This is a genomic window from Turicibacter faecis (assembly GCF_037076425.1).
In the GTDB taxonomy this organism is placed as follows: Bacteria; Bacillota_I; Bacilli_A; order MOL361; family Turicibacteraceae; genus Turicibacter; species Turicibacter faecis.
Map to the genome: position 1 here is coordinate 518,373 of NZ_AP028127.1, position 24,207 is coordinate 542,579.

Annotated in this window: 22 protein-coding genes; 18 read left to right on the forward strand and 4 right to left on the reverse strand. The window is 38.1% G+C overall.

The features are described 5' to 3' along the window. Positions 1 to 12 precede the first annotated feature (12 nt). Positions 13 to 384: a hypothetical protein gene (locus AACH31_RS02530; RefSeq protein WP_161831237.1), complete on the forward strand. Its 372-nt coding sequence runs from the start codon at positions 13 to 15 to the stop codon at positions 382 to 384. 46 nt (positions 385 to 430) lie between these two features. Next, entirely contained in the window at positions 431 to 1,210 is a 780-nt protein-coding gene (locus AACH31_RS02535; RefSeq protein WP_338617840.1) for a CPBP family intramembrane glutamic endopeptidase, read from the forward strand. A 243-nt stretch (positions 1,211 to 1,453) separates the two neighbouring features. Here AACH31_RS02535 and AACH31_RS02540 read toward each other — a convergent pair whose 3' ends face one another. Next, positions 1,454 to 1,810, reverse strand: coding sequence for a hypothetical protein (locus AACH31_RS02540; RefSeq protein WP_262951062.1), 357 nt, complete (start codon positions 1,808 to 1,810; stop codon positions 1,454 to 1,456). A gap of 132 nt (positions 1,811 to 1,942) precedes the next feature. Here AACH31_RS02540 and AACH31_RS02545 point away from each other — a divergent pair, with 132 nt between their 5' ends. From AACH31_RS02545 to AACH31_RS02585, 9 genes are all read left to right on the forward strand, one after another. Further along, entirely contained in the window at positions 1,943 to 2,758 is an 816-nt protein-coding gene (locus tag AACH31_RS02545) for a DUF1835 domain-containing protein (RefSeq protein WP_262951063.1), read from the forward strand. A 125-nt stretch (positions 2,759 to 2,883) separates the two neighbouring features. After that, a complete protein-coding gene (locus AACH31_RS02550; RefSeq protein ID WP_161831229.1) occupies positions 2,884 to 3,972 on the forward strand; it encodes a helix-turn-helix domain-containing protein in 1,089 nt (362 codons plus the stop codon). Positions 3,973 to 3,974: 2 nt separating this feature from the next. Then, positions 3,975 to 4,292 (forward strand): heavy metal-binding domain-containing protein, encoded by a 318-nt coding sequence (locus AACH31_RS02555; RefSeq protein ID WP_161831227.1) that lies wholly within the window; start codon positions 3,975 to 3,977, stop codon positions 4,290 to 4,292. Positions 4,293 to 4,323: 31 nt separating this feature from the next. After that, entirely contained in the window at positions 4,324 to 4,641 is a 318-nt protein-coding gene (locus AACH31_RS02560) for a heavy metal-binding domain-containing protein (RefSeq protein ID WP_161831225.1), read from the forward strand. Continuing rightward, positions 4,634 to 4,762: a hypothetical protein gene (locus AACH31_RS02565; protein WP_255421463.1), complete on the forward strand. Its 129-nt coding sequence runs from the start codon at positions 4,634 to 4,636 to the stop codon at positions 4,760 to 4,762. Before AACH31_RS02560 ends, AACH31_RS02565 begins: the two co-directional genes overlap by 8 nt. A 12-nt stretch (positions 4,763 to 4,774) precedes the next feature. Then, entirely contained in the window at positions 4,775 to 4,978 is a 204-nt protein-coding gene (locus tag AACH31_RS02570) for a PLD nuclease N-terminal domain-containing protein (RefSeq protein WP_262951065.1), read from the forward strand. Continuing rightward, complete coding sequence (locus tag AACH31_RS02575) at positions 4,975 to 5,913, forward strand: ABC transporter ATP-binding protein (RefSeq protein WP_161831224.1); 939 nt, start codon at positions 4,975 to 4,977, stop codon at positions 5,911 to 5,913. Before AACH31_RS02570 ends, AACH31_RS02575 begins: the two co-directional genes overlap by 4 nt. Beyond that, positions 5,889 to 6,653 (forward strand): ABC transporter permease subunit, encoded by a 765-nt coding sequence (locus AACH31_RS02580; protein WP_338617842.1) that lies wholly within the window; start codon positions 5,889 to 5,891, stop codon positions 6,651 to 6,653. Before AACH31_RS02575 ends, AACH31_RS02580 begins: the two co-directional genes overlap by 25 nt. Positions 6,654 to 6,784: 131 nt before the next feature. After that, positions 6,785 to 7,453: a restriction endonuclease gene (locus tag AACH31_RS02585; RefSeq protein WP_338617843.1), complete on the forward strand. Its 669-nt coding sequence runs from the start codon at positions 6,785 to 6,787 to the stop codon at positions 7,451 to 7,453. Here AACH31_RS02585 and AACH31_RS02590 read toward each other — a convergent pair. Then, entirely contained in the window at positions 7,450 to 8,619 is a 1,170-nt protein-coding gene (locus tag AACH31_RS02590) for an AraC family transcriptional regulator (RefSeq protein WP_262951071.1), read from the reverse strand. The two genes, AACH31_RS02585 and AACH31_RS02590, sit on opposite strands and share 4 nt — an antisense overlap. Before the next feature lie 140 nt (positions 8,620 to 8,759). Between AACH31_RS02590 and AACH31_RS02595 the strand changes: the two genes are divergently transcribed. The 7 genes from AACH31_RS02595 (at position 8,760) to AACH31_RS02625 (ending at position 22,010) form a co-directional block, all read left to right on the forward strand. Continuing rightward, positions 8,760 to 10,106, forward strand: a complete 1,347-nt coding sequence (locus AACH31_RS02595; protein ID WP_161831217.1) for an MATE family efflux transporter — start codon at positions 8,760 to 8,762, stop codon at positions 10,104 to 10,106. A gap of 917 nt (positions 10,107 to 11,023) precedes the next feature. Then, positions 11,024 to 13,087 carry an alpha-galactosidase gene (locus AACH31_RS02600; RefSeq protein ID WP_338617845.1) on the forward strand — a complete coding sequence of 688 codons (2,064 nt, stop codon included), beginning with the start codon at positions 11,024 to 11,026 and terminating at the stop codon, positions 13,085 to 13,087. A gap of 734 nt (positions 13,088 to 13,821) precedes the next feature. After that, a complete protein-coding gene (gene melB / locus AACH31_RS02605; protein WP_161831214.1) occupies positions 13,822 to 15,231 on the forward strand; it encodes a melibiose:sodium transporter MelB in 1,410 nt (469 codons plus the stop codon). 198 nt (positions 15,232 to 15,429) lie between these two features. Next, positions 15,430 to 15,885: an IS200/IS605 family transposase gene (gene tnpA / locus AACH31_RS02610; RefSeq protein ID WP_161832950.1), complete on the forward strand. Its 456-nt coding sequence runs from the start codon at positions 15,430 to 15,432 to the stop codon at positions 15,883 to 15,885. Between the two features lie 651 nt (positions 15,886 to 16,536). Further along, positions 16,537 to 17,697, forward strand: a complete 1,161-nt coding sequence (locus tag AACH31_RS02615) for a translation initiation factor IF-2 N-terminal domain-containing protein (protein ID WP_338617846.1) — start codon at positions 16,537 to 16,539, stop codon at positions 17,695 to 17,697. A gap of 223 nt (positions 17,698 to 17,920) precedes the next feature. Then, a complete protein-coding gene (locus AACH31_RS02620) occupies positions 17,921 to 18,793 on the forward strand; it encodes a methionyl aminopeptidase (RefSeq protein ID WP_262951076.1) in 873 nt (290 codons plus the stop codon). 187 nt (positions 18,794 to 18,980) lie between these two features. After that, positions 18,981 to 22,010: a glycoside hydrolase family 2 TIM barrel-domain containing protein gene (locus AACH31_RS02625; protein ID WP_338618087.1), complete on the forward strand. Its 3,030-nt coding sequence runs from the start codon at positions 18,981 to 18,983 to the stop codon at positions 22,008 to 22,010. 495 nt (positions 22,011 to 22,505) lie between these two features. On the opposite strand, the gene AACH31_RS02630 is transcribed toward AACH31_RS02625, so the two are convergent. Next, positions 22,506 to 22,955 carry a GNAT family N-acetyltransferase gene (locus tag AACH31_RS02630; protein ID WP_338617847.1) on the reverse strand — a complete coding sequence of 150 codons (450 nt, stop codon included), beginning with the start codon at positions 22,953 to 22,955 and terminating at the stop codon, positions 22,506 to 22,508. A gap of 142 nt (positions 22,956 to 23,097) precedes the next feature. Further along, positions 23,098 to 24,105 (reverse strand): aldose epimerase family protein, encoded by a 1,008-nt coding sequence (locus AACH31_RS02635; protein WP_262951127.1) that lies wholly within the window; start codon positions 24,103 to 24,105, stop codon positions 23,098 to 23,100. Positions 24,106 to 24,207: the final 102 nt, after the last annotated feature.

Below are 24,207 nucleotides of genomic sequence, written 5' to 3' on the forward strand. Positions count from 1 at the left end.
GGAGGCGATAAAATGAGAGGGATCATCATTTTTTTATCGTGTATTTGTTTAGTGGGGTGTCGCCCGATTCATCAGGCCGTGTCTTCTTATGACATGAGTTTGTTACCCAGTGATTTTGGTGGTCATTCTGCTTATGCGGTTGGAATGAGCGAGGAAGGAAAACCTGTTTTCATCGATCCCAATCGAGCTTTTGAAACAATCGTTGAACAATATAAAGAGGGGTTTCAGGCTATTAAAGAGGAGTATTATTTATTTCCCATTACGAAATGGAATTGGCGCTCGTATGGGTATTATGGGTGGCAGATTACCCATGAGGATGAAGACGTTGTGAATCAAGCGTATGAAATTTCGCGATTTTTTCAAATTTACCAAAATAGTTTTTAACTTTTTGAATCAAGATTGATGAAATAAGAGATAGGGGGGAGAGTGGATGAAAATGAAAAATGCGGTAAATTCAATTCCGGTCGTTAAACACCCCATGCCATATTTAATGGTCGTTATCGGGTTTTTAGTCTTGTTAAGAACGCCACTATTAGCAGGAGTTTCGAATCCGGAACTATTTTTAATGGGGTACTTAGGATTCTTTTTAATTTTCTCCGTGACTGTTGGGAAAAAGGAAATGGGGCCTTTTTATAATAAAGGTGGAAGTTTGATTAATCTCATCGCTATGACGGGAATGGTCTATTTCTTCGGAATTTTGGCGGAAAGTGTAGCGGGAAGTTTTTTATCAGCTAACGATCCTCAATTATTGGATCAATTGACCTATCCGTTAACAGCGACATACGTCGTGCATGAATTGGCACGTTACTCACTCGTTGGTATTGGAGAAGAAATTTTTAAGTTTTGTCTCTTTTTAATTCTTTATGGGGTTTTGGTTCGGGTGATGAAGAACCGGATGATTTCTTGTATCGTTAGCGTTTTGGTGACGAGTTTCTTCTTTGGACTGTTGCACATGAACTATAACTTTGATCAGTGGCTTAACATTACGTTGATTATTGGATCGGGTACGGTTGTTTATTTTTACTTTTTATTTAAGTATCGGACGATTGTCCCATTGATGCTGGCTCATGCGCTACAAGATTTTTTAGTGACGATGGAGCACACCGAGGGGCTATCTGGAATTTATATGTTATTTTTAACAGGAATTGTTCTATGTTGGTTTATTGCTCGATTCGGTTTAGGCTATAAATTAAAAGTCTTAGATGAGTGAGACCATGACCGAACAAAAAAAGCGAAGCTATCTTTGAATCGGATGACTTTTTAATAAGGGCGATAATAAGGAAGGGCCTATTTAGGAATCGAGGTTAAGACACGTTTTGTATTTATTCGGCAATAATGCCTTTTAACTTGCTTTATGAGGGATAGTCAAACGAGCGGATGATTGATGGATGAAAAAAAGCATTGACCCTGTAGGGCTCAATGCTTTTTTTATATGGAGGCGGAAGGTTTTCCTTTATTTTTTAAAAGACAGGCGTGATTTTTGAAGGAGTCGAATAAGAACATAGCCGATTGCTAGTGTTAAGTTAAAAAGCCCAATAGCAAGGCTCGCCATTAAAAGGTGTGTGGCAGTGAGGGTTGGGAGCTCTCTTGTTTGGGTGGATGGGTTTTCCCTCGTTAAAACATCTGATTTTAAAGGGGGATCGTCAATTGAGTCAACTGATGATGAGGGGATGCTTTTGGCTTCAATCACAATCGGTTTAAAGTAATGAGGGTTTGATTCTTGCTCATAGGTCATGTTACAGGTTGTGAATACGAGGCTTGATAATAAAAGAATCAAGATCATACAGATTAATTTTTGTCTCTTTTGCATTTTAAAGGCTCCTTTTTGACAAGTTGCCTATACTTTATCATGGAAATATTAAGAAAAGTGTGGTAAAACTATTAAGATTTTATGAAGATGAACGGGCAAGGCAGGAAAGAAAGGGCAATAGGAGGTTTTACGATGATCGATGTGTTTTTTAGTGAAGGGGCGGCTTATACGTGGTATTTGTCAACGATTCCGGTTGAGGAGCGAACGGATGAACCGATACAGGAATTTGAATCCATTATTTATTTACCGTTTCTATTTGACTTAGGTGATTTTTCAGATGGAATCAGTTCTACTTCAAGGGAGGACCTTTTTTGTGAGATACATCGGAGCAAGTTCTCAAGTGAGGCCGAATTAAGATCCCGATTTCGTTCGCTCACTAAGCAGTGGCAACGTTTAGAGAAAGAGGCTCAGCGTGGAGCGACCTTTCGAATTTGGGTAGGTCCATCGGCGAATGATGGGTGTGGCCTTTATTTTCTTTGTTCCATTTTAAAGGATATTGAGGTGAGTTTATCGGTTGTTCACCGTCCCCCTTATCAGCTGACTCCGTTTAAAAGCCTTGTCTTTTTTCGAAATTGGGACGAGATGACAGAAAATTATTTTCAGATGCTTGTTCAAGGTGAGACCGTTTTATCGGAGATAGAGAAAAAGGTGTTTGCGATGATGTGGGAGAATCAGTTAAAAACCTCTCCCTTACGGGTGATGCTAGAAGGAAAGGTGCTTGGAGTTTCTGAAGACTTTTATGATTCCTTTATTCGATGGCAACTGCTTAAAGGATCGACCTCCGTAACTGATTTAATAAGAAACCTTGTCTTAGAAAATGAACTGTCTTTAAATGAAGGATGGTATACTAAACGAATTAAAGCGATGCTTGAAACGGGGATCTGTCAAGTGGTGGTCCCTTCTGATGAGTTTGATGATCAGGTTATCAAATGGGGAGGGGAATCTTAGAGTGGAGCGAGCGTTATCTAAAAAAAATCAACGCATGGTTGATTTTATAAACTAAAGTCGATTATTATTCCATTGAGATTGGCCCATACTAATCCTATAATAGGCTTAGGAAGTTAGGTGATAAGGTGTCAGAACTAAAGATTGCAAAAATGATTATGAAACGAAGAAAAGAACGGAAAATGACGCAAGAAGACCTGGCTAACTATTTAGGGGTCTCTAAGGCAGCCATTTCGAAGTGGGAGACAGGTCAAAGTTATCCTGATTTAGCGTTGCTCCCGATTATTGCCGCCTATTTTAATCTAAGTGTGGATGAACTCATCGGGTATGAACCACAGATGGATAAAAATGAGATTCGCTCGTTGTATCAACGGTTATGTCATGATTTTACGACGCAACCTTTTGATGAAGTCATCACGACTTGTCGAGATATTGTTCGTCGCTACTATTCTTGTTATCCGTTGTTATTTCAAATAGGCGTTTTAATGATTAATCACAGCATGTTAGACCCAAACCAAACACAGGCTATTAATGAGTGGGCACGGTCTTTATTTGAGCGTGTAAAAGTAAATAGTGAAGATGTTGATCTTGCGAAACAAGCTCAAACGTTTGAGGCACTTAGTTACATCTTATTAAATCAACCGTTAGAAGCGCTTCGCCTCCTTGAGGGATGTCAAAAACCGATGGCAACGGGAGAACTTTTACAAGCTCAAGCCTATCAAATGATGGGGGAGTGGGAGGAAGCGCAAAAGTCAACGCAGATTGCTTTATATAAAGGACTGATGTTGATGATGGAGGCCTTTCCAATGATGCTCTCATTAAATGACGGGGCAAAGTTTGAAACAGTGTTGCAAAAGCTGTTAGAGGTGGTTCAAACATTTGAGTTAGAAGGATTAAATCCGTATTGCTTAATGCCTATTTATTTGTTGGTGGCTAAGAAATGGATGGGGCTTCAAGAAGAGGAACGGGCACTTGATTACTTAGAGCAATATACGAAATTAGCGACATCCATCGGGTCTTCCTTTTATTTAAGAGCCTCGACTTTCTTTAATCAGTTAGATCAGTGGTATGAGACGTTTGATCTTGGAAAAATGGCGCCGCGAAATGAGGTCATTATTAAACAATCCATGATAGACGCTGTGGTGATGGAACCTTTATTTATGTCTTTACAAACAAATGAACGCTTTATCCAATTAGTGAAACGGTTAGGAGAATGAAAATGTTAATTGTTACGACACAGGAAATACCCGGGAAAGAAATTTTAGAAGTGAAAGGATTAGTTCGAGGAAGTACGGTGCGTTCTAAAAATATCGGAAAAGATATTGGTGCCGCCTTAAAAGGAGTCGTTGGTGGTGAATTAGCTGGCTATAATGAAATGTTAACGGAGGCGCGCCAAATTGCGATTGGACGAATGGTTGAGGATGCAAAGTCAAAAGGAGCCAACGCCATTGTTGGAATGCACCTCATGTCTTCATCTGTCATGAGCGGAGCAGCGGAAATGGTCGTCTATGGGACAGCAGTGCTTATTAAAGAATAGGTACATTGAGAAAAAAAGGAGTTGAGTATGGATGCTAATTGTAACAACGGATCAGATTGTTGGGAAAGAAATTGTAGAAGTGAAGGGGCTTGTTCGAGGAAGTACGGTACGTTCTAAAAATATCGGAAAAGATATTGGCGCCGCCCTAAAGGGAGTCGTCGGTGGTGAATTAACGGGCTATAACGAAATGCTAACAGAGGCGCGCCAAATTGCGATTGGACGAATGGTTGAGGATGCAAAATCAAAGGGAGCTAATGCGATTGTCGGGATGCGTCTGATGTCATCGGCTGTGATGAGTGGTGCCGCGGAAATGGTCGCTTACGGAACGGCGGTCGTTATTCATGATTAAACTCATTATCGGGTGTTATGTGGTGAATTTAATCATTGGAGGAGGGCTCATTCTTTATAAATTCATCGAGCGTCAAAAAGAGAAAAAAGAGGAGCGTCAACATGATTACAAAGATTATTAGGGGGGGATTTTTATGACTCAATGGTCTGACTATTTACCATTTTTAATTCCGTTAGGGGTGGCTCAGTTCGCCCTAGCTATTTTTTCGGTGATTCATGTGGTGAAGCACCCATCTTATCGTTTTGGAAATAAAGCGTTATGGATTGTTGTAGTCCTTGTGTTTCAGTTTATTGGACCGGCTGTTTACTTCTTATTTGGAAGAGGGGACGAAGAATGAGAGTCCTAGAGGTCAAAGGGTTACGTAAACAGTTTGGGGACCAAACGGTGCTTGAAGACGTTTCTTTTACGATTCCTAGTCAGTGTATCTTTGGGTTTTTAGGACAAAATGGGGCCGGGAAGACGACGACCATGAAATTAATTTTAGGACTTTTAAAAGCAACGTCAGGAGAAATCTTTGTGTGTGGTGAGCCGGTTGTTTACGGAAATACTAAAACGAATCGGCTGATTGGGTATCTTCCTGATGTCCCAGAGTTTTATGCTTATATGACGCCTCGTGAGTATCTATTGTTATGCGCAGAGGTTACGGGACTTCCAAAACACGTGATAAAAGATAGATGTGACGAACTTTTAGATCTTGTTGGACTGTCTAACGTTAATCGGCGAATTGGCGGATTTTCACGGGGAATGAAACAACGATTAGGGATTGCCCAAGCTTTACTCAATAATCCTACATTACTCATTTGTGATGAACCTACTTCAGCGTTAGATCCTGTTGGACGAAAGGAAATTTTAGACGTTTTATTAAAGGTGAAAGAACAAACAACAGTTTTATTTTCGACGCATATTTTATCAGATGTGGAACAAATTTGTGATCAGATTGCGATTTTGCATGAAGGAAAACTCGTCCTAACGGGCGATCTGTTGACGTTAAAAAAACAATTTGCTCCTCGTCAAATCCAACTTGAATTTAAGGATGCCGCGCATGCGAATGAGGTGCATTCATTATTACTGAATGAGGCACGTATTCAAAAGATTAACCAACAAGCAACGATGCTAAATGTTGAGGTGAACGATTTAGAGGGGGACGGGCAGCATCTGTTGAAATTAATCCTTGAAGCAAGGATCCCGATTTATCAGTTCAAAGTTGTAGAGCCAAGTCTTGAATCGTTATTTATGGAGGTGATTGGATGCGAGCCTATGTTGCCTTTATAAAAAAAGAAGGACTGGAATTAGTCAGAACGTATAAATTATTATTAATGATTCTTATCTTTTTTGCTTTTGGTGTCATGAGTCCGTTGATGGCTAAGCTTATGCCGGATTTAATGAGCCAACTTGTGACGGAAGGAATCGAAATCTCTTTACCCGAACCGTCAGCCATCGATTCGTATGCGCAATTTTTCAAAAATTTGACACAGATGGGGTTAATGGTAATCGTGTTAATGTTTAGTGGGACGTTGACGCAAGAATTAGGCAAGGGGACGCTGGTGCACTTAGTGACGAAGGGACTTGCCAAATCAACGGTGCTTTTGGCTAAATATACGGTTTCAGGGCTGAGTTGGACAGGTTGTTTGTTGTTGACGTTTGTCGTGACGTATGGATATACGGTTTATTTGTTTCCGGGTGATGAGATATCGCATTTAGTTTATTCAGTGGGGGCGTTGTGGTTATTCGGGCTATTTTTATTAGCTTTATCACTCTTTTTCCAAACGCTTGTCAAGAGTCAGGCGACCTCATTCATGTTCGTTGCCTTATGTACTGGAGGATTATTTTTTGTCAATTTATTTCCTCGCATCCAGGAAGTGAGTCCATTAAAATTGGTGACAGATAATGTTGCCATGCTGAATCAGGCTTATGACTTAAGTTCACTAATAACCCCGGTTTTGATAACGCTTGGATGGACGGTTATTTTATTAATAGGATCGCTTGTGATTTTTAGAAAAAAACAATTATAACTTTTCTTTATCCGACAAAGGACCTACTGGTAGTAGGTCCTTTGTCGGATTTTGTATTTCAATCCTTTTTATATCGCTGAATAGGAGGAGGAAATTTTTCCAAAATAGAGGTATTGAAAGGATGTGTTTGTATGAATGATTTAAACGAGGGGAAAGTTTTAAAGTTAATGAGTTATATCATGTTGGGGCTATTTGCTTGGGTGACCTATTTTAATTTCCAAGAGGTATTTATTCGAATGGTTGAATTATTTGAGAGTCTGCCGATGTGGTGGTACCTTCTTGTATTGGTGCTGTTTGCTGTTTCGGTTGTGTGGTCTATTAGTAGAGGAGAGGAAGAGATTCACCAAATTGAAGAAGAGATGAATCAGGCGAAACAGTCATTAGTTCGTTCAGAGCGCTGTTTACGATTACTGCAATATGAGGTAAAAGATATTCCAGCGTTTCAATTTAGTTTTTATTGTGCAGATTTGTTAAGGATGCTTGATTATCAAGAAGTAAGAGTCAAAAATTATAAGTTCATTCGAGCCATTAATGAGGTCGGTGAAAAGGTTTATATTGAGTGCCTCGTAAAGGAAGCGGGCGAGTCCGTCAATAAAGACGATTTATCTCCCCTTCTTCATACGATGAAGCGAGATGATGTATTCAGAGGATTAATCATGACCATAGCTCCTTTATCACCGGAAGTGCGGGAACTGGCGAAAAAGTATCATATTCTTTGTTTAGATGATCAAGCCATTCAAGAGATTATTTCATTTGTGACCCGTGAGGGTGCCGAAATGTTGGAGATGGACTTTATTTAATTTAATACTTTATAGTGTTGTCGATATTGTTTAGGCGTTTGGCCCGTGAATTTTTTAAAGTTTTTTGTAAAATGACTTTGATCAGTAAAATGTAGAAGGCTACAAATTTCAAGGATAGAATGATTCGTCATGGCGAGGAGTTGTTTGGCCTCCTTAATTTTTTCTCGCATCATATATTCACTAATGGTCATGTTCATTTCTTTTTTAAATAACCGCGCTAGATAGCTAGGATTAAAGTGTAGTGCCTGACAGACATCGTGGACGGAAGGATTTTGATAAAGATTTTTTCTTATATAAAAGGTGACCTCTTTAACTGTTTGCGAGTTTTTCGTTCGCCTTAAGGCGTGCACCCGATGGGTCAAGTCAATTAACGCACTGATTTTTAATTGATTTAAAGTTGTTAAGTCGGTTGTTTTATTGATTTCTTGTAAATAGAAGGTATTGATTTTGTAACTAATGGCAATTGGAAGTCCACTCTCCCTCGCGGTTTTTGAAGCAACAATAATCATGGAAGCAACCATTGTTTTCATCGTTTGAAGTGGAGTTTCTTTAAGGTGGTCGGAAAGAAGTGGAAAAGGGTTTATGCGATCGAGGATTGGCAGAAGTTCTTTCACCCGTCCATGGCTAACACAGGCAAGGATTTGGTTTTCATATTGGATGTCACCAGGAATGTGTGTGTGAACATGGTCGTCAATTCGGATAAAGGTGAAGTCCTGTCGAAGTTTATCTTCTAATTGAGAAATCATAGCCTCGTTATAGAAGTTTTCCTTTAAAATGTCCTCGACGGTAAGGCGTTGCTGATTGATGAGCAAATGAACTAAGGCGGCTTGATGTAAAATCTGATTTAAACATGATGATGTTGTTTCAGCTTCTAACGGTATAGATGGTTTGTTAAGGCAGGGCCCCATGACGTAGGTTATGGGGTTCATTTTTGTTTTTAAGTCACTAACAAAAATAAATGCCTCATTGGCTGGAGAAAATTTAATTTGCGGATAGGGGTGAAGATTTGAAAAGTCATAAATAGATGTCATCCATTCGGAAGGGGGAGTCTCAGAACCTATCTGTTGATGTTTATCAGTGATGACTTGAACAGGCCATCCAAATCCCTGTTCAAGCAATGCTTTCATGTAAGCGATGTCGTGTATAAAATGGGAAAATGTCGTCATATCACACCTCATTTTAGTCAAATTCATTATAAAAAGGTCAAATTTATACTTAAAATATTTAAAATTCCATGATAATATTATTCAGGCTTAAAAACAAGTCTTTTAGTTAAATAAAAAAGGAGTTAAGGAGGTTGTCGGGAATGATGCAAGAAAATATATTAGGAACCGAAAAGATTTCAAAATTATTTATAAAGTTTTCAATTCCTGCTATTTTATCGTTAACGATAGCAGGGGTTCAAACAATGGTAGATGGAATCTTTTTAGGAAACTTTGTTGGAACGAATGCGATGGCGAGTGTCAATATTGCCGCTCCGTTTATGCAATTGATGATCGGGATGAATATGATTGTCGGAATTGGGGGAGCCAGTTATATTGGGCGCAGTTTAGGTGAAAAAGATTTTAAACGAGCGCAAGATATTTTTAAATCAGCCTGTCTTTTTATGCTAGGGTTATCTTTAATTGTTGCTTGTTTGGGGTTTACTTTTAATCAGCAATTAGCGACTTTTTTAGGAGCGAATGAGGTTTTACTTGCGGATTCAGCAACGTATATTAAAATCTTAGCGTTATTTGCTCCATTTATTAGTTTCTCATTTATTTTAGGAATTTTCGTTCGTTGTATCGGAAAACCAAATGTCTTTTTATTTAGTTCAATCGCTAGCTTTTTTGCAAATATTATTTTAAATTATGTGTTAATTAAACAGTTAAAGTTAGGGATTGTAGGGGCTCCAATCGCAACTGGGTTATCATTTACCACTTCTTTTTTAATTGCAGCGATTCCGTTTATTAAAAAGAGTTCGGTTTTAAACTTTTTTACTGGAACGTTTAATTTAAAGTTTACGGGGCAATTGTTATATAACGGCTCATCGGAAGGGATTTCTTCGTTAGCAACAGCCATTTCAACGTTTGTGTTTAACATGGCATTTATGGAAATTGCCGGTGAAGATGGTGTTTCGGCCTTTACGGCAATTGGATACATTTCCTTGTTTGCGTCATTAATTGTTTGTGGGATTTCGGCAGGAATTGGGCCCGTCATTTCTTATAATTATGGTGCAAAGTTAGACTCTCGTGTGAAGCAGATGATGAGTTTATCATGCAAGGTCGCCATCGTGATGGGAACGATACTCGTCTTCACTATTTTCTTATTTGGAAAGTATTTAATTCTTTTATTTGTGAGTGATAATCAGGCGGTTCTTGACCTAGCGTTACATGGCTCTAAAATTTATGCCTTTACGTTCTTCTTTAACGGTCTTAATATTTTATTCTCAGGATACTTTACGTCAATTGGCGATGCTTTAGCTTCTATTATTATCGCAATTTGTCGCGGAATTATTTTCATCCTAGCGGGAATTAGTATTTTACCTCAGTTTATGGGGATTAGTGGGGTTTGGATGACAGTCCCTGTGGCTGAAATTTTAACCTTGCTTGTTGTCTTCTTCTTATTTAAACAAAGAAACTTAAAAAATACATCTTCATTAATTGAAGATTAAATTCTAGAGTGGCTGCGATTGACTCTCCCCTTAAAGGGAATCAATCGTAGCCTATTTTTTTATAAGATAGAATAGGAAGCTCTTAATTAGATAGGGAGTTTAGTTTCTTTTAACTGAAACCTTAAAGGCATTTTATCATGCAAACCCTTTAACTACCCGGTCATAAATTTACTGATGAATTTAAACAACGAAGGGCTCAACTCTATCTAAGCGGAAAAACGCGAAGAGAAATTATTGCTAATCAGCTTTACCACCTTTTGATTATTGAATTAAACAATTACGACAAGCCGGTTCTTTTAGTAAAGCTGGGAGTTGCATCTCTGAGGGAAACTGAATGAACAAGTAGTACTTTCATGGTAGATAAAAAAAATAAAAGCAGCACGTCAATTATGATTCAATCGCTTTAGGGCCTACTCAGGAGGTACTTTTTCTTATGTGCGCGAATGGTTAATCCCAACATGCCTTATGCTCAAGAATTAAAACCATATCTAAGGGGGCATCTATTTTTGAACTGCTTAAGATTTAAGATTCCAGACTGGGAAATAGCTGATCAAGGTAAAGGTGAACATGCCTTTATAAAGCAAGTGTTAAAAAAGTTAACAAATGATGTGGAATAAAATTGATGTGTCTACAACTGATGGAGGAATATGAATGTAGTTAATATATAGTAAGGAAATTATTAAAGCTTCTTAGTTCATCATGCGTGTTGATTCTACTCATCCATTAGAAGTGTCAAAAGATGATGCCAAGTTATAAGTTTGGTTTTTTCTTGTTTCTTTTATTCTTCCGAAGAATCATTGATGAAGAGTTGAAGTAAAACTTTACTAAAATAATAGTTGAATAAACTTAAGGAGTATATTATAATCTTTTTAGAAAGCGTTATCCTAACAAAGGATAACAGGTTGGAGGAGAAGAAGATGGGATTTTTAATTGATGCGAAGCGATTAGTATTCGGGATTGAAACAAAAAAAACAACGTATGCATTTGCGATTGATAATTTAGGACTTGTTCGTCATCTTTACTGGGGAGAGAAGATCGACTCATTGGATGATTTTGATGTTCCACCATTATCTGAGATTTCAAGTAATGATCCAATTCTTGATTTAACGGATGAGGAGTATCCGGTATATGGGGGAATGCGGTATAAGGAAAATTGCTTAAAGGTCCTTTTTGCAGATGGAACGCGTGATATTGAGTATAAGTATGACGGATATACGCAAACAGATGAGGAGTTAGTGATCCATTTAAAAGATGCCCATTATGATTTTGCGTTTAATTTACATTATAAAGTGTACGAAGAGCTAGATTTAATTGAGCGTTTTGTGTCGTTAGAGAATAAGATGAACGAATCAGTGACGGTTGAAAAGATCCATAGTGCACAGCTACATATTCCGTATCAAGATTTAACATTAACGTCAAGCCATGGACATTGGTTAGCGGAATTTCAAGAGTTTAAGCAGCCACTTGGACAAGGAAAAATTGTCTTAGAAAATCGCCGTGGAATTTCGACGCATAATCATAATCCATTCTTTATTTTAGACCGTCAGGCAACAGAAACAAGTGGAGAAGTGTATTACGGAATTTTAAAATTAAGTGGGAACTTCTCAACGATTATTGAGCCTCGTCCTTATGGAGGAACATTAGTACAAATGGGAATTAATCCGCACGACTGCTTATTAACGTTAAATGCAGGGGAAACATTTGTTGCACCGGCGATGTTGTTTGGTTATACAACAGAAGGATTTGAAGCGATGAGTCACCACATGCATGATTATGCGAAGCAACATGTTTTACGCGAAGGGGTTCGTCCGGTTCTTTATAATTCATGGGAAGCAACGGAATTTGATGTTCAATGTGATGAACAAATTGCGTTAGCGCGTAAGGCAAAAGAGATGGGTGTTGAGCTATTCGTGATTGATGATGGATGGTTTGGACAACGTCATAGCGATGCAGACGGACTTGGGGATTGGTATGTGAATGAAGAAAAATTCCCTGAGGGATTAACACCGTTAATCGATGCGGTTAAAGGAATGGATATGATGTTTGGAATTTGGATTGAGCCAGAGATGGTTAACCCGCCAACTCAGTTATTGAAAGATCATCCAGATTGGATTTACCATGTAGAAAACCGCGTGAATGATACGTCGCGTAATCAAATGGTTTTAAATGTGACGTTACCAGAGGTTCAAACGTTTATTTTCAATATGATTGATGACTTACTGTCAAAATATGACATTGATTATATTAAATGGGATGCGAATCGTCCAATTTCACAAACGGGGTTATCTCGCGAGATGTGGGTTCGCCATATCGAGGCTGTTTATGACATTGCGCGTCGCGTGAAAGAACGTTATCCTCATGTCTTACTTGAGGCTTGTGCATCAGGAGGAGGACGTGTTGATTATGGAATGTTAGAAAACGGATTTGATGATTTCTGGACAAGCGATAATACCGATGCGTATGACCGTTTAACGATTCAAAATACGTATTCTTACGTGTATCCAATTAAAGCTATGCGTGCCTGGGTAACGGATGCGAATAACCGTGTGACAATCCCACTTCGTTTTAAATTCCATAGCGCGATGATGGGAACGCTCGGAATGGGATGTAATATTTTAAAATTCACAGATGAGGAAATGAAGCTATCTGCGGAATTAATCGAGGAGTACAAAGAAATCCGTGACGTGGTTCAAAACGGGGACTTCTACCGCCTAAATCATACGTCTCGTAACAATTACTACTGTTATGAATATGCGAATGAATCAGAAGCAGCATTATTTGTCTTCTTACCGCAGACACAAATCGCCCGTACAGGCGTGCGTATTAAATTACGTGGTCTAGATGAAACAGCGACTTATACTTTTATGTTAGCAGGAGCAGAGGTAAGAAAGACCGGGGCTTACTTAATGAATCACGGGATTGATGTCAAATTGAGTGGCGATTACGCGAGCACTATCATTAAATTTAAAAAGAGTGAGTAGTTTTTATAAAGCTATAATAAGTGATGATCAGGGCTGACCTCCTTAACGGGGGCAGTCCTTTTTTATATAAATGAAAACCATCAGTTTAATTGGTGGTTTAAATCAAAAAGAGTGTCTTGTAAAAAGTGAGGATAAAGCGTCAATCGGTTTAAAATCTCAGATACGATTAGGTGAATCAGGGACTTTGTTTGTGAAGTGCAGATAAATGGGAATGGATCGTTGGTTTAGTTTTAGGGGGGGGATAGGATCAACGATGATGAAGTACGCTGAAAAAGCAATAAAATAGCTCTAGCTAGCAGTCAGCGTTCGGGATACCTACTAGCCAGCTGATAGGATGTCTAAAGGGTGCTAGTTAGTTGAAAAAATTGATTGGAAGAATAAATAGATGATGTTAAGAATTTCAAAAATGAAAATTTTATGATGAATGAAACAAATAGTTATTAAATTTAAAGCGTTTTTTTCACATTATATGAGTAGTTATTTTAGTATAAAAGTAAGCGTGTTTTAAGGAATCCCTCACAAGAAATGTGAGAAATTTATGTGGAATAAGGTCTAAAAATTAATGAAAAAAGTCGAGCTAAAATCCTTTAGTAAAAAAAGTTATTTTTTTACTATAAAACGCTTGCAAAAACGGTTTCACTATAGTATATTAGAGACATAAAGGAAATAAAAACGATTACGGTTTATGAGAGGGATAAATCGTAACGAATCTGTTAAAAAAGGGAGAGGTAAAAATGCAATTAACGGCAAGAGCAAAATACTCTTATGGAATAGGGGCATTAGGAAAGGATTTAGTTTACGGAATTGTTGGAACGTATTTAATGTTTTATTTTACGGATGTAATCGGACTGGCTCCAGCATTCGTCGGAACATTATTTTTAATTGCTCGTATTTGGGATACAGTAAACGACCCAATGATGGGAATGGTTGTAGATAATACGAGAACAAAGTGGGGAAAATTTAGACCTTGGATTTTAATCGGAACCATTATTAATGCAGTTGTTTTATTCTTCTTATTTAAAAAACCTGATTTAGATGGATTACCATTATATGCTTACTTCTCAGTGATGTACATCTTATGGGGAATGACTTATACGATTATGGACATCCCTTATTGGTCAATGATTCCATCGTTAACAAAAGATAAAGCAGAACGTGAAAAAGTCGCTGTTATTCCTCGTATTTTTGCAAGTATCGGTGGTTTAACAATCGGGACATTCGGATTAACATTTGTTGCTAAGTTAGGACAAGGGGATCAAGTTAAAGGGTTCGAATCATTAGCGTTTATCATTGCCGTTGTCTTCATCGTTTCTTCTTTAATTACATGCTTTAATGTTAAAGAACCATCAACAAAAACAGATAAAGCTTCAACTAAAAAAGCAGAACGTGTGACGTTAAAACAAACATTTAAAATTATTGCTCAAAATGATCAATTAAAAGTATTTATCGGTATCGTTTTATGTATGAACTTAATGTTACAACTTTTAGGTGGGATGGCACTTTACTACTTTAAATATGCGAACGGATATGTTCCAGGTGATGAAGTACCAATGTTCACGATCTATAACGGATTTGCTGGATTTGCTGAAATCGGAGGGTTATTATTATTCCCAATCTTAGCTCAAAAAATTGGACGTCAAAAATTATTTAAAGTAGGATGCTTCGTACCAGTTGTCGGATTAATCGGATTATTATTAACAGGAATTTTTGCTCCAAATAATGCATTATTCGTTGTGATTTCAGCGTTATTAGTTCGTGGTGGTGGAGGATTCGTCCTAGCTTCAACAACAGTTATGTTAGCAGACGTTGTTGACTATGGAGAATTTAAACTTGGAACTCGTAATGAAAGTATTATCTTCTCTTGCCAAACGTTATTAGTAAAATCAGCATCAGCATTCAGTGGATGGGCAATCGGTGTTGGATTACAAATGATGGGATTTGTGGCAAACCAAGAACAAAGTGCTGGAACTATTTTAGGAATGCGTGGATTAATGACAATTCTTCCAATTGCTTTCATCGTAACATGCTTTGTCATTTATAAAAAATACTACAAGTTAAATGGAGATTTCCATGAAGAAGTATTAATTGAATTAGAAAACCGTAACCAAGAAACAAATCCATTCGGATTAAAAAAAGCAATGTAATTGATAGAAAATCGACAGAATAATTTCTGTCGATTTTTTGATTAGAGACTTTAGTCTGTTGAACACGCAAAGCGTGTGAAACATAAAACCACCCGCTATGCGGGTGGCGAATAAAAGTTTATAACTCCATTAAAAAATCACCTTTTTTCCTATAATAGAGTTGTTCAAGCTACTATTTTAGAAGAGAAGGTGATTTTTATGGCGAATCAAACAAATAGTTTATCGCACACAAAATGGATGTGCAAATACCATATTGTGTTTACTCCTAAGTATAGACGAAAAATAATATATAATCAATATAAAACAAGTATAAGAGATATTTTAAAACAACTTTGTGCCTATAAAGGAGTTGAAATTATTGAAGGGCATTTAATGCCAGATCATGTACATATGTTAGTAAGTATTCCACCTAAAATGAGTGTATCTAGTTTTATGGGATATTTGAAAGGAAAGAGTGCATTGATGATGTTTGATAAACATGCAAATTTGAAATACAAATTTGGAAATCGGCATTTTTGGGCAGAAGGATATTATGTCAGTACGGTTGGCCTAAATGAGGCAACGATAAGGAAATATATTCAGGATCAGGAAAAGCATGATATTGCGATGGATAAATTAAGTGTAAAAGAATATGAAGACCCCTTTAAGGGGTAGCCAGTAGAACGAACACTCCTTTAGGGGTGAGCAAAGGTGGCAATGGCAAGTAGCTTGAACAAAGTGAAAGCTAGCGCCTTGAGACGCTAGCCGGTAATCAGGGCTTATAGCCCTGGAGAAAACTACCCGTTTGACGGGTAGTTTTTATTATCCGTTGAAATAAATAAGGTTATTAATGATTTTGGGAGGTAAAGATTTAGACTAAAATAAAATTTTACTAAATTAAATAGAAAGTCATGGTGAGGTAAGCAGCCTTTGTCTTCCTTCTATCGTTATAATAAAAGGTCCCTTGAGGGCATTTCTTTCAATAAGAAGGGTGTACCGTAGTATCAAAAGTATTCTTTGATGATATAGACCCTTTTTTACTGTTTTATTTATAGCAAGTTATATATTAGCCATATGGATAGAATCTTCTATCTGAATAGGGAGAGGAGTATTAGCAGAAAGTAAGGTACTTAATGTTTTTCTCTTTTTCCGACATTTTAAAGAGAAATGAGGAGAAGTGTGTCAAAAAGCGATGATTTTAAAGGTGTAAACGATTAACTTTTCCTTTATTTGAATAGTTTCGTCATAAGTTGAATGTTCAAAATGAAAGGATGATGTTAAAATGTTGTTATATGTTAAAGATTGTTTAATGGGGGGGAAGTTCCGGTGAGAGTATACGAATTTGCTAGAAATTATGAAATGACAAGCAAGGAGCTTGTAGGGATTTGTCAGGAGTTAGGAATTAGTGTTAAAGCACAATCAAAGTTAGATGAAAAACAATTATCAGCATTAAGCCAACATTTTAACCGTGAAGAAGGGCATGCTAAACCGATGGAGAATGTAAGTGAAGTGGAAGCGTGTTTAGTAGAAATGGATACAAACGATGAAGTGGAAGCGTGTTTAGTAGAGATGGATACGAATGATGAAGTAGAAGCGTGTTTGATTGAGATGGACACGAACGATGAAGTAGAAGAGTGTTTGCTTGAGACGGATGCGAACGATGAAGTAGAAGAGTGTTTGCTTGAGACGGATGCGAACGACGGGATGGAAGAGGTAGTGATCGCAGATCAACCAGAGGAAGGAATCATTGGACGTAAAATGGCGTATATCGTGACGGAATGTGAGCCGTTTACTTCGCTTGGGGAACTTGGAAAAATTTCAGCTGAGTTTGCGAAAAAGAGGGTTAGCGAGGGCCACTCATTAGTGGTTGCATTACCTAAATATCGATCAATTACGGATGCCTATGGAAAAGAAATGGATTGGCTAATGGACTTACCGGTTCGACTTGGAAATAAAACTGTTCGTGTTTCATTATTCAAATTAGTCATTGATTCGGTGACGTATTTATTTATTGGAAATGATGGATATTTCCATCGTGACGATATCTATGGATATGACGATGACGTTGAACGATTTGCTTTCTTCAACCGTGCAGTGCTTGAAGCATTACCGTACTTAGGGGACGCCGTGGAAGAAATTCACTTAAATGATTGGCACACAAGTATGATTCCATTAATGTTAGAGGTAGATTACAAATCACGACCATTCTACCAAGGAGTTAAAACGATCTTAACGATCCATAATTTAGAATACCAGGGATGGTGTGAAGCTGAGATTTTACCATCGATTCTTGGAATTAGTCGTCAATATTATGAAAATGGATTAACGCGTATGGGTGACGCGGTTAACCTATTAAAGAGTGGGATTGAAACGGCACATCAAATTCGATTACAAGGAATGAGCCAAAGCCAGCTAACACTCCCACAAATTCAACAAAGTGGAATGGTGGCATTAATTGAGAATAAATTAAATCATCAAGTAGCCTAAAGAACATCTAGTGTCTTTTAAGAAAAGACAAAGAGTATTAAATTTTAAGTGGGTAATTTTGATAATAAAAAGCGAGTGTGACATCCGATTAACGGTTCACCCTCGCTTTTTTATTCGTTTATCGACGGAGTTCTTGAGAATCTTATGCTTAAAGATAGGATTTTTTCCATAATAATAGTATAGTTATAAAGGAAAGTTATTTTAAACGAAAAGGTGATGACACATGCAAAAAATAGGACGTAATGATAAATGTTGGTGTGGAAGTGGAAAGAAATATAAACAATGCCACTTAAAAATAGAAGAAAAAATTTCAAAACATTATCATCAAGGAGATGAAGTCCCAACCCGTGAATTATTAAAAACAAATGAACAAATTGAAGGGATTCGTAAAGCGGGGCGTGTGAATACGATGGTGCTTGATAAAATTGCAGAGGTGATTAAAGAGGGAATGAGCACTGAGGAATTAAACCAAATTGCTCATCAATATACGATCGAATTAGGCGGAACGCCGGCTCCGTTAAATTATCATGGGTTCCCTAAAAGTATTTGTACCTCAATTAATGAAGTTGTTTGTCATGGGATTCCAAGCCCAGATGAAATTTTAAAATCAGGTGACATTGTCAATGTGGACGTCACAACGATTGTTGATGGCTACTATGCGGATGCTTCAAGAATGTTTATGATTGGGGAAGTGGACGAAGAAAAACAAAAACTCGTTCGTGTGGCCAAAGAATGTCTTGATTTAGGATTAAAAGCGGCACAGCCTTGGGGTTATATAGGGGATATTGGAGCGGTGATTTCCGAACATGCAGCACAATATGGCTATACGATTGTTCAAAACATTGGTGGACATGGGGTCGGTGTTGAATTCCATGAGGAGCCTTACGTGAGCCATGTCGGCGTACGTGGAACAGACTGTCTGATTGTTCCAGGAATGACGTTTACGATTGAACCGATGTTAAATATGGGAGTTGCTGAAGTCGTTGAACATGAATCAGATGGATGGACCATCTATACAGCTGATCGTAAACCATCAGCCCAATGGGAGTATACGATCTTAATTACCGAAGAAGGACCGGAAATTTTAACACATTAATCAAAAACACGGATAGAGTCTCTTTATCCGTGTTTTTTTTTGTCTCTTTGAATGTAGATAAAATTTGTAGATTTAAAAACGAACAAATAACCTAGAAATCGTTTACATATGGTTGGATGTATGGTAATATTTTAGTTGTAAACAAGAATAAATTTTACTAAAATGAGGGGGAAGTAACGTGCAAGAAATGAAAGACATTTATGGATTACTAACAGATCCAACCGTATTTGAAGTGAATCGTCTAAAGCCACACAGTGATCATCGCTATTACGAGACATTAGATGAGGCACGACGACAAGAATCAATGAAATGGCGTCATGATTTAAATGGAGAATGGTTATTTAATTATAGTGAAAATTTAGATTCACGTCCGATCGGATTTGAGACATTAGATGGGGATTGTTCTCAATTCGATAAAATCCAAGTACCGGGCCATATTCAACTTCAAGGGTATGATAAACCTCATTATGTGAATACACAATATCCGTGGGATGGACACGAAGAGTTAAAACCACCTTATATTCCAACAAAGTATAATCCAACCGCTTCTTACGTGACTTATTTCGAAGTTCCAAAAGAGTGGGATGGACAAAAGGTGTGCATTTCATTCCAAGGGGTTGAAACAGCGTTCAATGTTTGGTGTAACGGGACGTATGTTGGATATAGTGAAGATAGTTTTACGCCAAGCGAATTTGACTTAACGGAGGTTATTAACCGTGAAGGACAAAATAAACTAGCTGTTCAAGTTTATAAATGGTCAACAGGAAGCTGGCTTGAGGACCAAGATTTCTGGCGTCTATCAGGAATTTTCCGCGACGTATATTTATATACGACGCCAAAGACTCACATCGAAGATTTATTCGTCAAAACGCCGTTGCATCACAACTATCAAGATGCAACAGTTGAAGTAGATTTTACGGTGAGTGGGGAAGAGGCAACGATTACTGCAAATTTAATGGATGCTAATCATCAAGTGGCAGCCTCAGGAATGTGCCACGTGGTTGATGGAAGAGCAAGATTAACGCTACAAGTTGAAAATGCTCAGTTATGGAGTGCGGAGCATCCGTATTTATATCAATTAGAATTAGAAGTTAAAGTTAATAATCAAGTTGTTGAAGCGATTTGTCAGCGCGTTGGAATTCGAGAATTTAAAATGATTAACAAGATCATGCATATTAATGGAAAGCGTGTGGTCTTCCGTGGCGTGAATCGCCACGAATTTAGCGCAACCTACGGAAGAAGCGTGACGCGTGAAGAGATGGAATGGGATGTGAAGTTTTTAAAGGCGCATAATTTTAATTCGGTTCGAACGTCACATTATCCAAATGCAAGTTATTTTTATGAGTTATGTGATGAATATGGATTATATGTCATCGATGAGACAAATTTAGAGACACACGGGACTTGGCAGCGTATGGGGGCCGTTGAGTGTAAAGATGTAACGATTCCAAATGGTCGTCCTGAGTTTTTAGAGATTATTTTAGATCGTGCGAAGTCGATGCTTGAACGTGATAAAAATCATCCAAGTATTGTGATTTGGTCATGTGGAAATGAAAGTTACGGTGGTGAAAACTTGTATAAAATGTCTCAATACTTTAGAGAACGTGATGAGACGCGTCTTGTTCATTATGAAGGCGTGTTCTGGGATCGACGTTTTAATGAGACATCAGATATGGAAAGTCGAATGTATGCGAAGGTTGAGGAGATTAAAGAGTTTTTAGATAATCAACCAACGAAACCGTTTATTTTATGTGAGTATACGCATGCGATGGGGAACTCGAATGGGGGAATGGATCGCTATATTGCGTTAGAAGATGAGTATGACATGTACCAAGGAGGATTCATCTGGGATTATATTGATCAAGCTTTATGGTCAAAAGATCGTAATGGTAACCCTTATTTAGCGTTTGGTGGCGACTTTGGAGACCAACCAACGGACTATAACTTCTGCGTCAATGGAATTATTTATGCAGACCGTACGATTTCCCCTAAAATTCAAGCGATTAAAGGTGCTTATCAACCGTTTATGATTGAAGTAAAAGGTAGTGGGGCAGAGATTTATAATAAGCATTGTTTCACAGACTTAAATGAGTACGTGATTAAGTGGCAAGTAGAAGAAGGGGATGTTGTAGTTGTTAAGGGAGAAACAGAGGCCTCATTGGCTCCATTAACTCGAGGATTTATCGAGTTAGGAATCGACGTTTTACCATCAGCCCACGAGCAAGTTGTGACGGTTTCTATTCATCAAAAAGAGGCAACTCTTTATGCCGAGGCCGGTCATGAAGTTGCCTTCGGTCAACAAGTTATTGAACCGACGCAAAAAGAAAATATTTCTCGGGAAATTAAATCGTTTACGATTGCTGAAGGGGATGTCAATGTTGGAATAAATGGCGATGGATTTGAGGTCATTTTTGCGAAGAACCTGGGGCGCATCGTTTCATTAAAATACGATGGAGTCGAGTATATTCATCAACCTAATTTATCATTAATGCCAAGCTTCTGGCGAGCGTCAACAGATAACGATCGAGGAAATCAGGCGCCAATCCGTATGGCCCAATGGAAACTAGCAAGTTTATATGCCTTCCATGAGTCAATGGATATTCATCGCCATGAAGATGGTTTAGAAGTTATCTTTAATTATAACTTGAATACGATGCCGATTTCACATGCGATGGTTACTTATTTCATCAATTCTTATGGACAAATCCGTGTTACGATGAAATACGATGGAGTTAAAGGGTTACCGAATATGTTTAAGTTCGGAATGGATTTAGCGATACCAGCGGACTTTGATACGTTGACATGGCGTGGATTTGGACCTGATGAGACGTATGCCGATCGTGAATTTGGTGCACGTTTAGGAACATTTACGAATAAAGTGGCAGACAATGTTGCTCAATACGTGATTCCTCAAGCATGTGGGAACCATACGGGTGTTCGTTTCGCAACGGTAACGAATGAATTGGGACAAGGATTACGTATTAGCGGTGACGTCCCATTAAGCCTAAGCGCTCTTCCATATTCGGCACACGAATTAGAGGCTGCTTACCACCATTATGAATTACCACTGGTTCATAAAACAGTCCTATCGATTAATTTAAAAGAAATGGGAGTCGGAGGCGACGATTCTTGGGGCGCACGTCCTGAGCCGTGCTTTGAGATTCCGGCAGATCAATCTTACGAGTATAGCTTTACGATTGAAGCTGTCCGTCCATAATCAAAAGACACCTAAAAAGGAGACGAATGTCGTCTCCTTTTTTTGTTGGGATGTTAAAATAACGTCTATCTTTCAAAGAAATAAAATTTAGGAGGGATGGCGCGGCTGGATCCCTCTTTTATTTTAGATTTTATCGTTATCTTGAATGCATCGCGTGCATTGACGCATGATAAGTAAAGAGTTAGGAGGTGACGCATGAAGAAAAAAGAGGTCTATTCTTCGAAAAGACAAATTAAATCTTTCTTCATCGCCTAAATGGATGGATTAGCGAGAATCTTAAAATTACTGAGTATCCTTATTCGGTTAGCGTTTGACTTGTTTATCTTGTTTGTGTTGCTTTATATGGTCTATATTGTCTTTATCAACTGATTAGTCGGGGGAGAAAAAGAAAAAGACTTCTACTTAACGTCAGAAGTCTTTGTTTAATTGGGATGCATGAGGATAAATATAAGTCACACGAAAGAGCTTAAGAAGACTAAGCTTTTTTTTATGATTCTATTCAGCGATTGATTCGACCCCTTTGTACATAAAGTAAATTTCATGATCGTGAAATTTATTTTTGTGATAGAAGTCAGCGACAATTAAATTATTTGTCGTTAACGTTAATCCCGCTAATTTTTGTTCCTTCGTATACTTGGTCATGTAGTTAAGAAGTTTTGATCCATATCCACGTTGGCGCGAACTTGGGGCGATGAAAAATTCATCAATAAAGAGTTCATCCTTATACCACCATGTTCGCTCATGACAAAGCGCAGCCCCAATTAATTCTTCTTCATCTGTTAAAAGAAGGAAACCGACAAAGCGTGGATTTTGGCTTAACTCTTCAATGTATTTTTTGGCTTTGATGTCTGACCAATTACATCCCCATTGTTCATTGTTATAAACGTTTTGCAGTAACGCGGCACACTCTTCTAAGTATTCGTTTTCATAATAGGCGATTCTCATGCCTCTTCCTCCCTTCTTTATCTACTGCTAGCATATGAGAAGGAAGGGAATTTTATTAACGGTTTTATCGGGGAAAGAGGGGACAAAAAAAGCACCCAATCAAGGATGCTTTTTTTGATAAAGTGGCTAAATATCTTCCTAACTATTTGGTGAAAGTAAAGGTCGTGCTAGCACGATAAGTTTCACCTGATTTTAAGACTTGTGATTCAATATCAAAAGGAACGAGGTGAGTTTCGAAACAGGCCCCTAGACGCGGTTCACCTTGACGACTATTTTCAAATAGAAGCTCATTCGTTAAGAAGTTTCCTGTATAAAACTGCATCGCTGGCGCTGTTGTTGAAACCGTTAGCGTTCGCCCAGAATCTAAATCTTTGAAGGTGACAACGTCTTCTGTTTCAGAGAGTAAATACAAATGATCATAGCCTGATGCAAGGTCAAAAAGTTCTGTTTTTTCTTTGTTCATTGGATCAATAAGTGTTGGTTGATTAAAGTCAAAGAGTGTATGTTCAACAGGCACCCAAGTTGTCGTAAAGGCTTGAGTTTTATCAATTTCGGCAACATGGCTTGCTTTTATTTGGAGTTCATGTTTGTCAACGGTTGTGCTACCATTTCCAGCTAGATTAAAGTAAGCATGTTGTGTGAAGTTTGCGAGGGTGTCTTGGTCTGTTATCGCCGAATAAGCGACGATAAATTGATTGCCCTTAAGAATATAATCAATGGTTGCCGTCAGGTTTCCTGGAAATCCAACTTCCTGATGTGGAAGGGTCGCTGTGAGTCGGTAACCTGAGTCGATGGTTTCGATGGCAAAGTTGGCATCACTGAGGCACTCGGCACCCCCATGAAGGTTATTTGGCCCGTTGTTAATGTCTAGTTGATAAGTTTTATTGTTTAAGGTGAAAGTGCCATTTTTAATGCGGTTAGCCGTTCGTCCAATGATGGCATTAAGGTAACACCCATTTTCAAGATAACTTTCCACGTTTTGATAGTTTAGCACGAGGTTTTGCGCGTAATCGTCAGCTGCCAATGCCACTTTTGTTAAACACCCCCCGATGTTTAAGAAGCGGACTTCTAATTCTTGGTTTTTCATTCCATATTCAATGATTTGTATTCCATTGAACGTACCTTTTACTGTTTGATCATATTGAATCATGTGATTTCCCCCCAGAAATTAAGATAAGATTGTTGTTTAGATTATTACTCCCTTAGCGCAGGGAACTTAAGCCCTGGCAGTTGAGGATAGCCACGAGCTTCG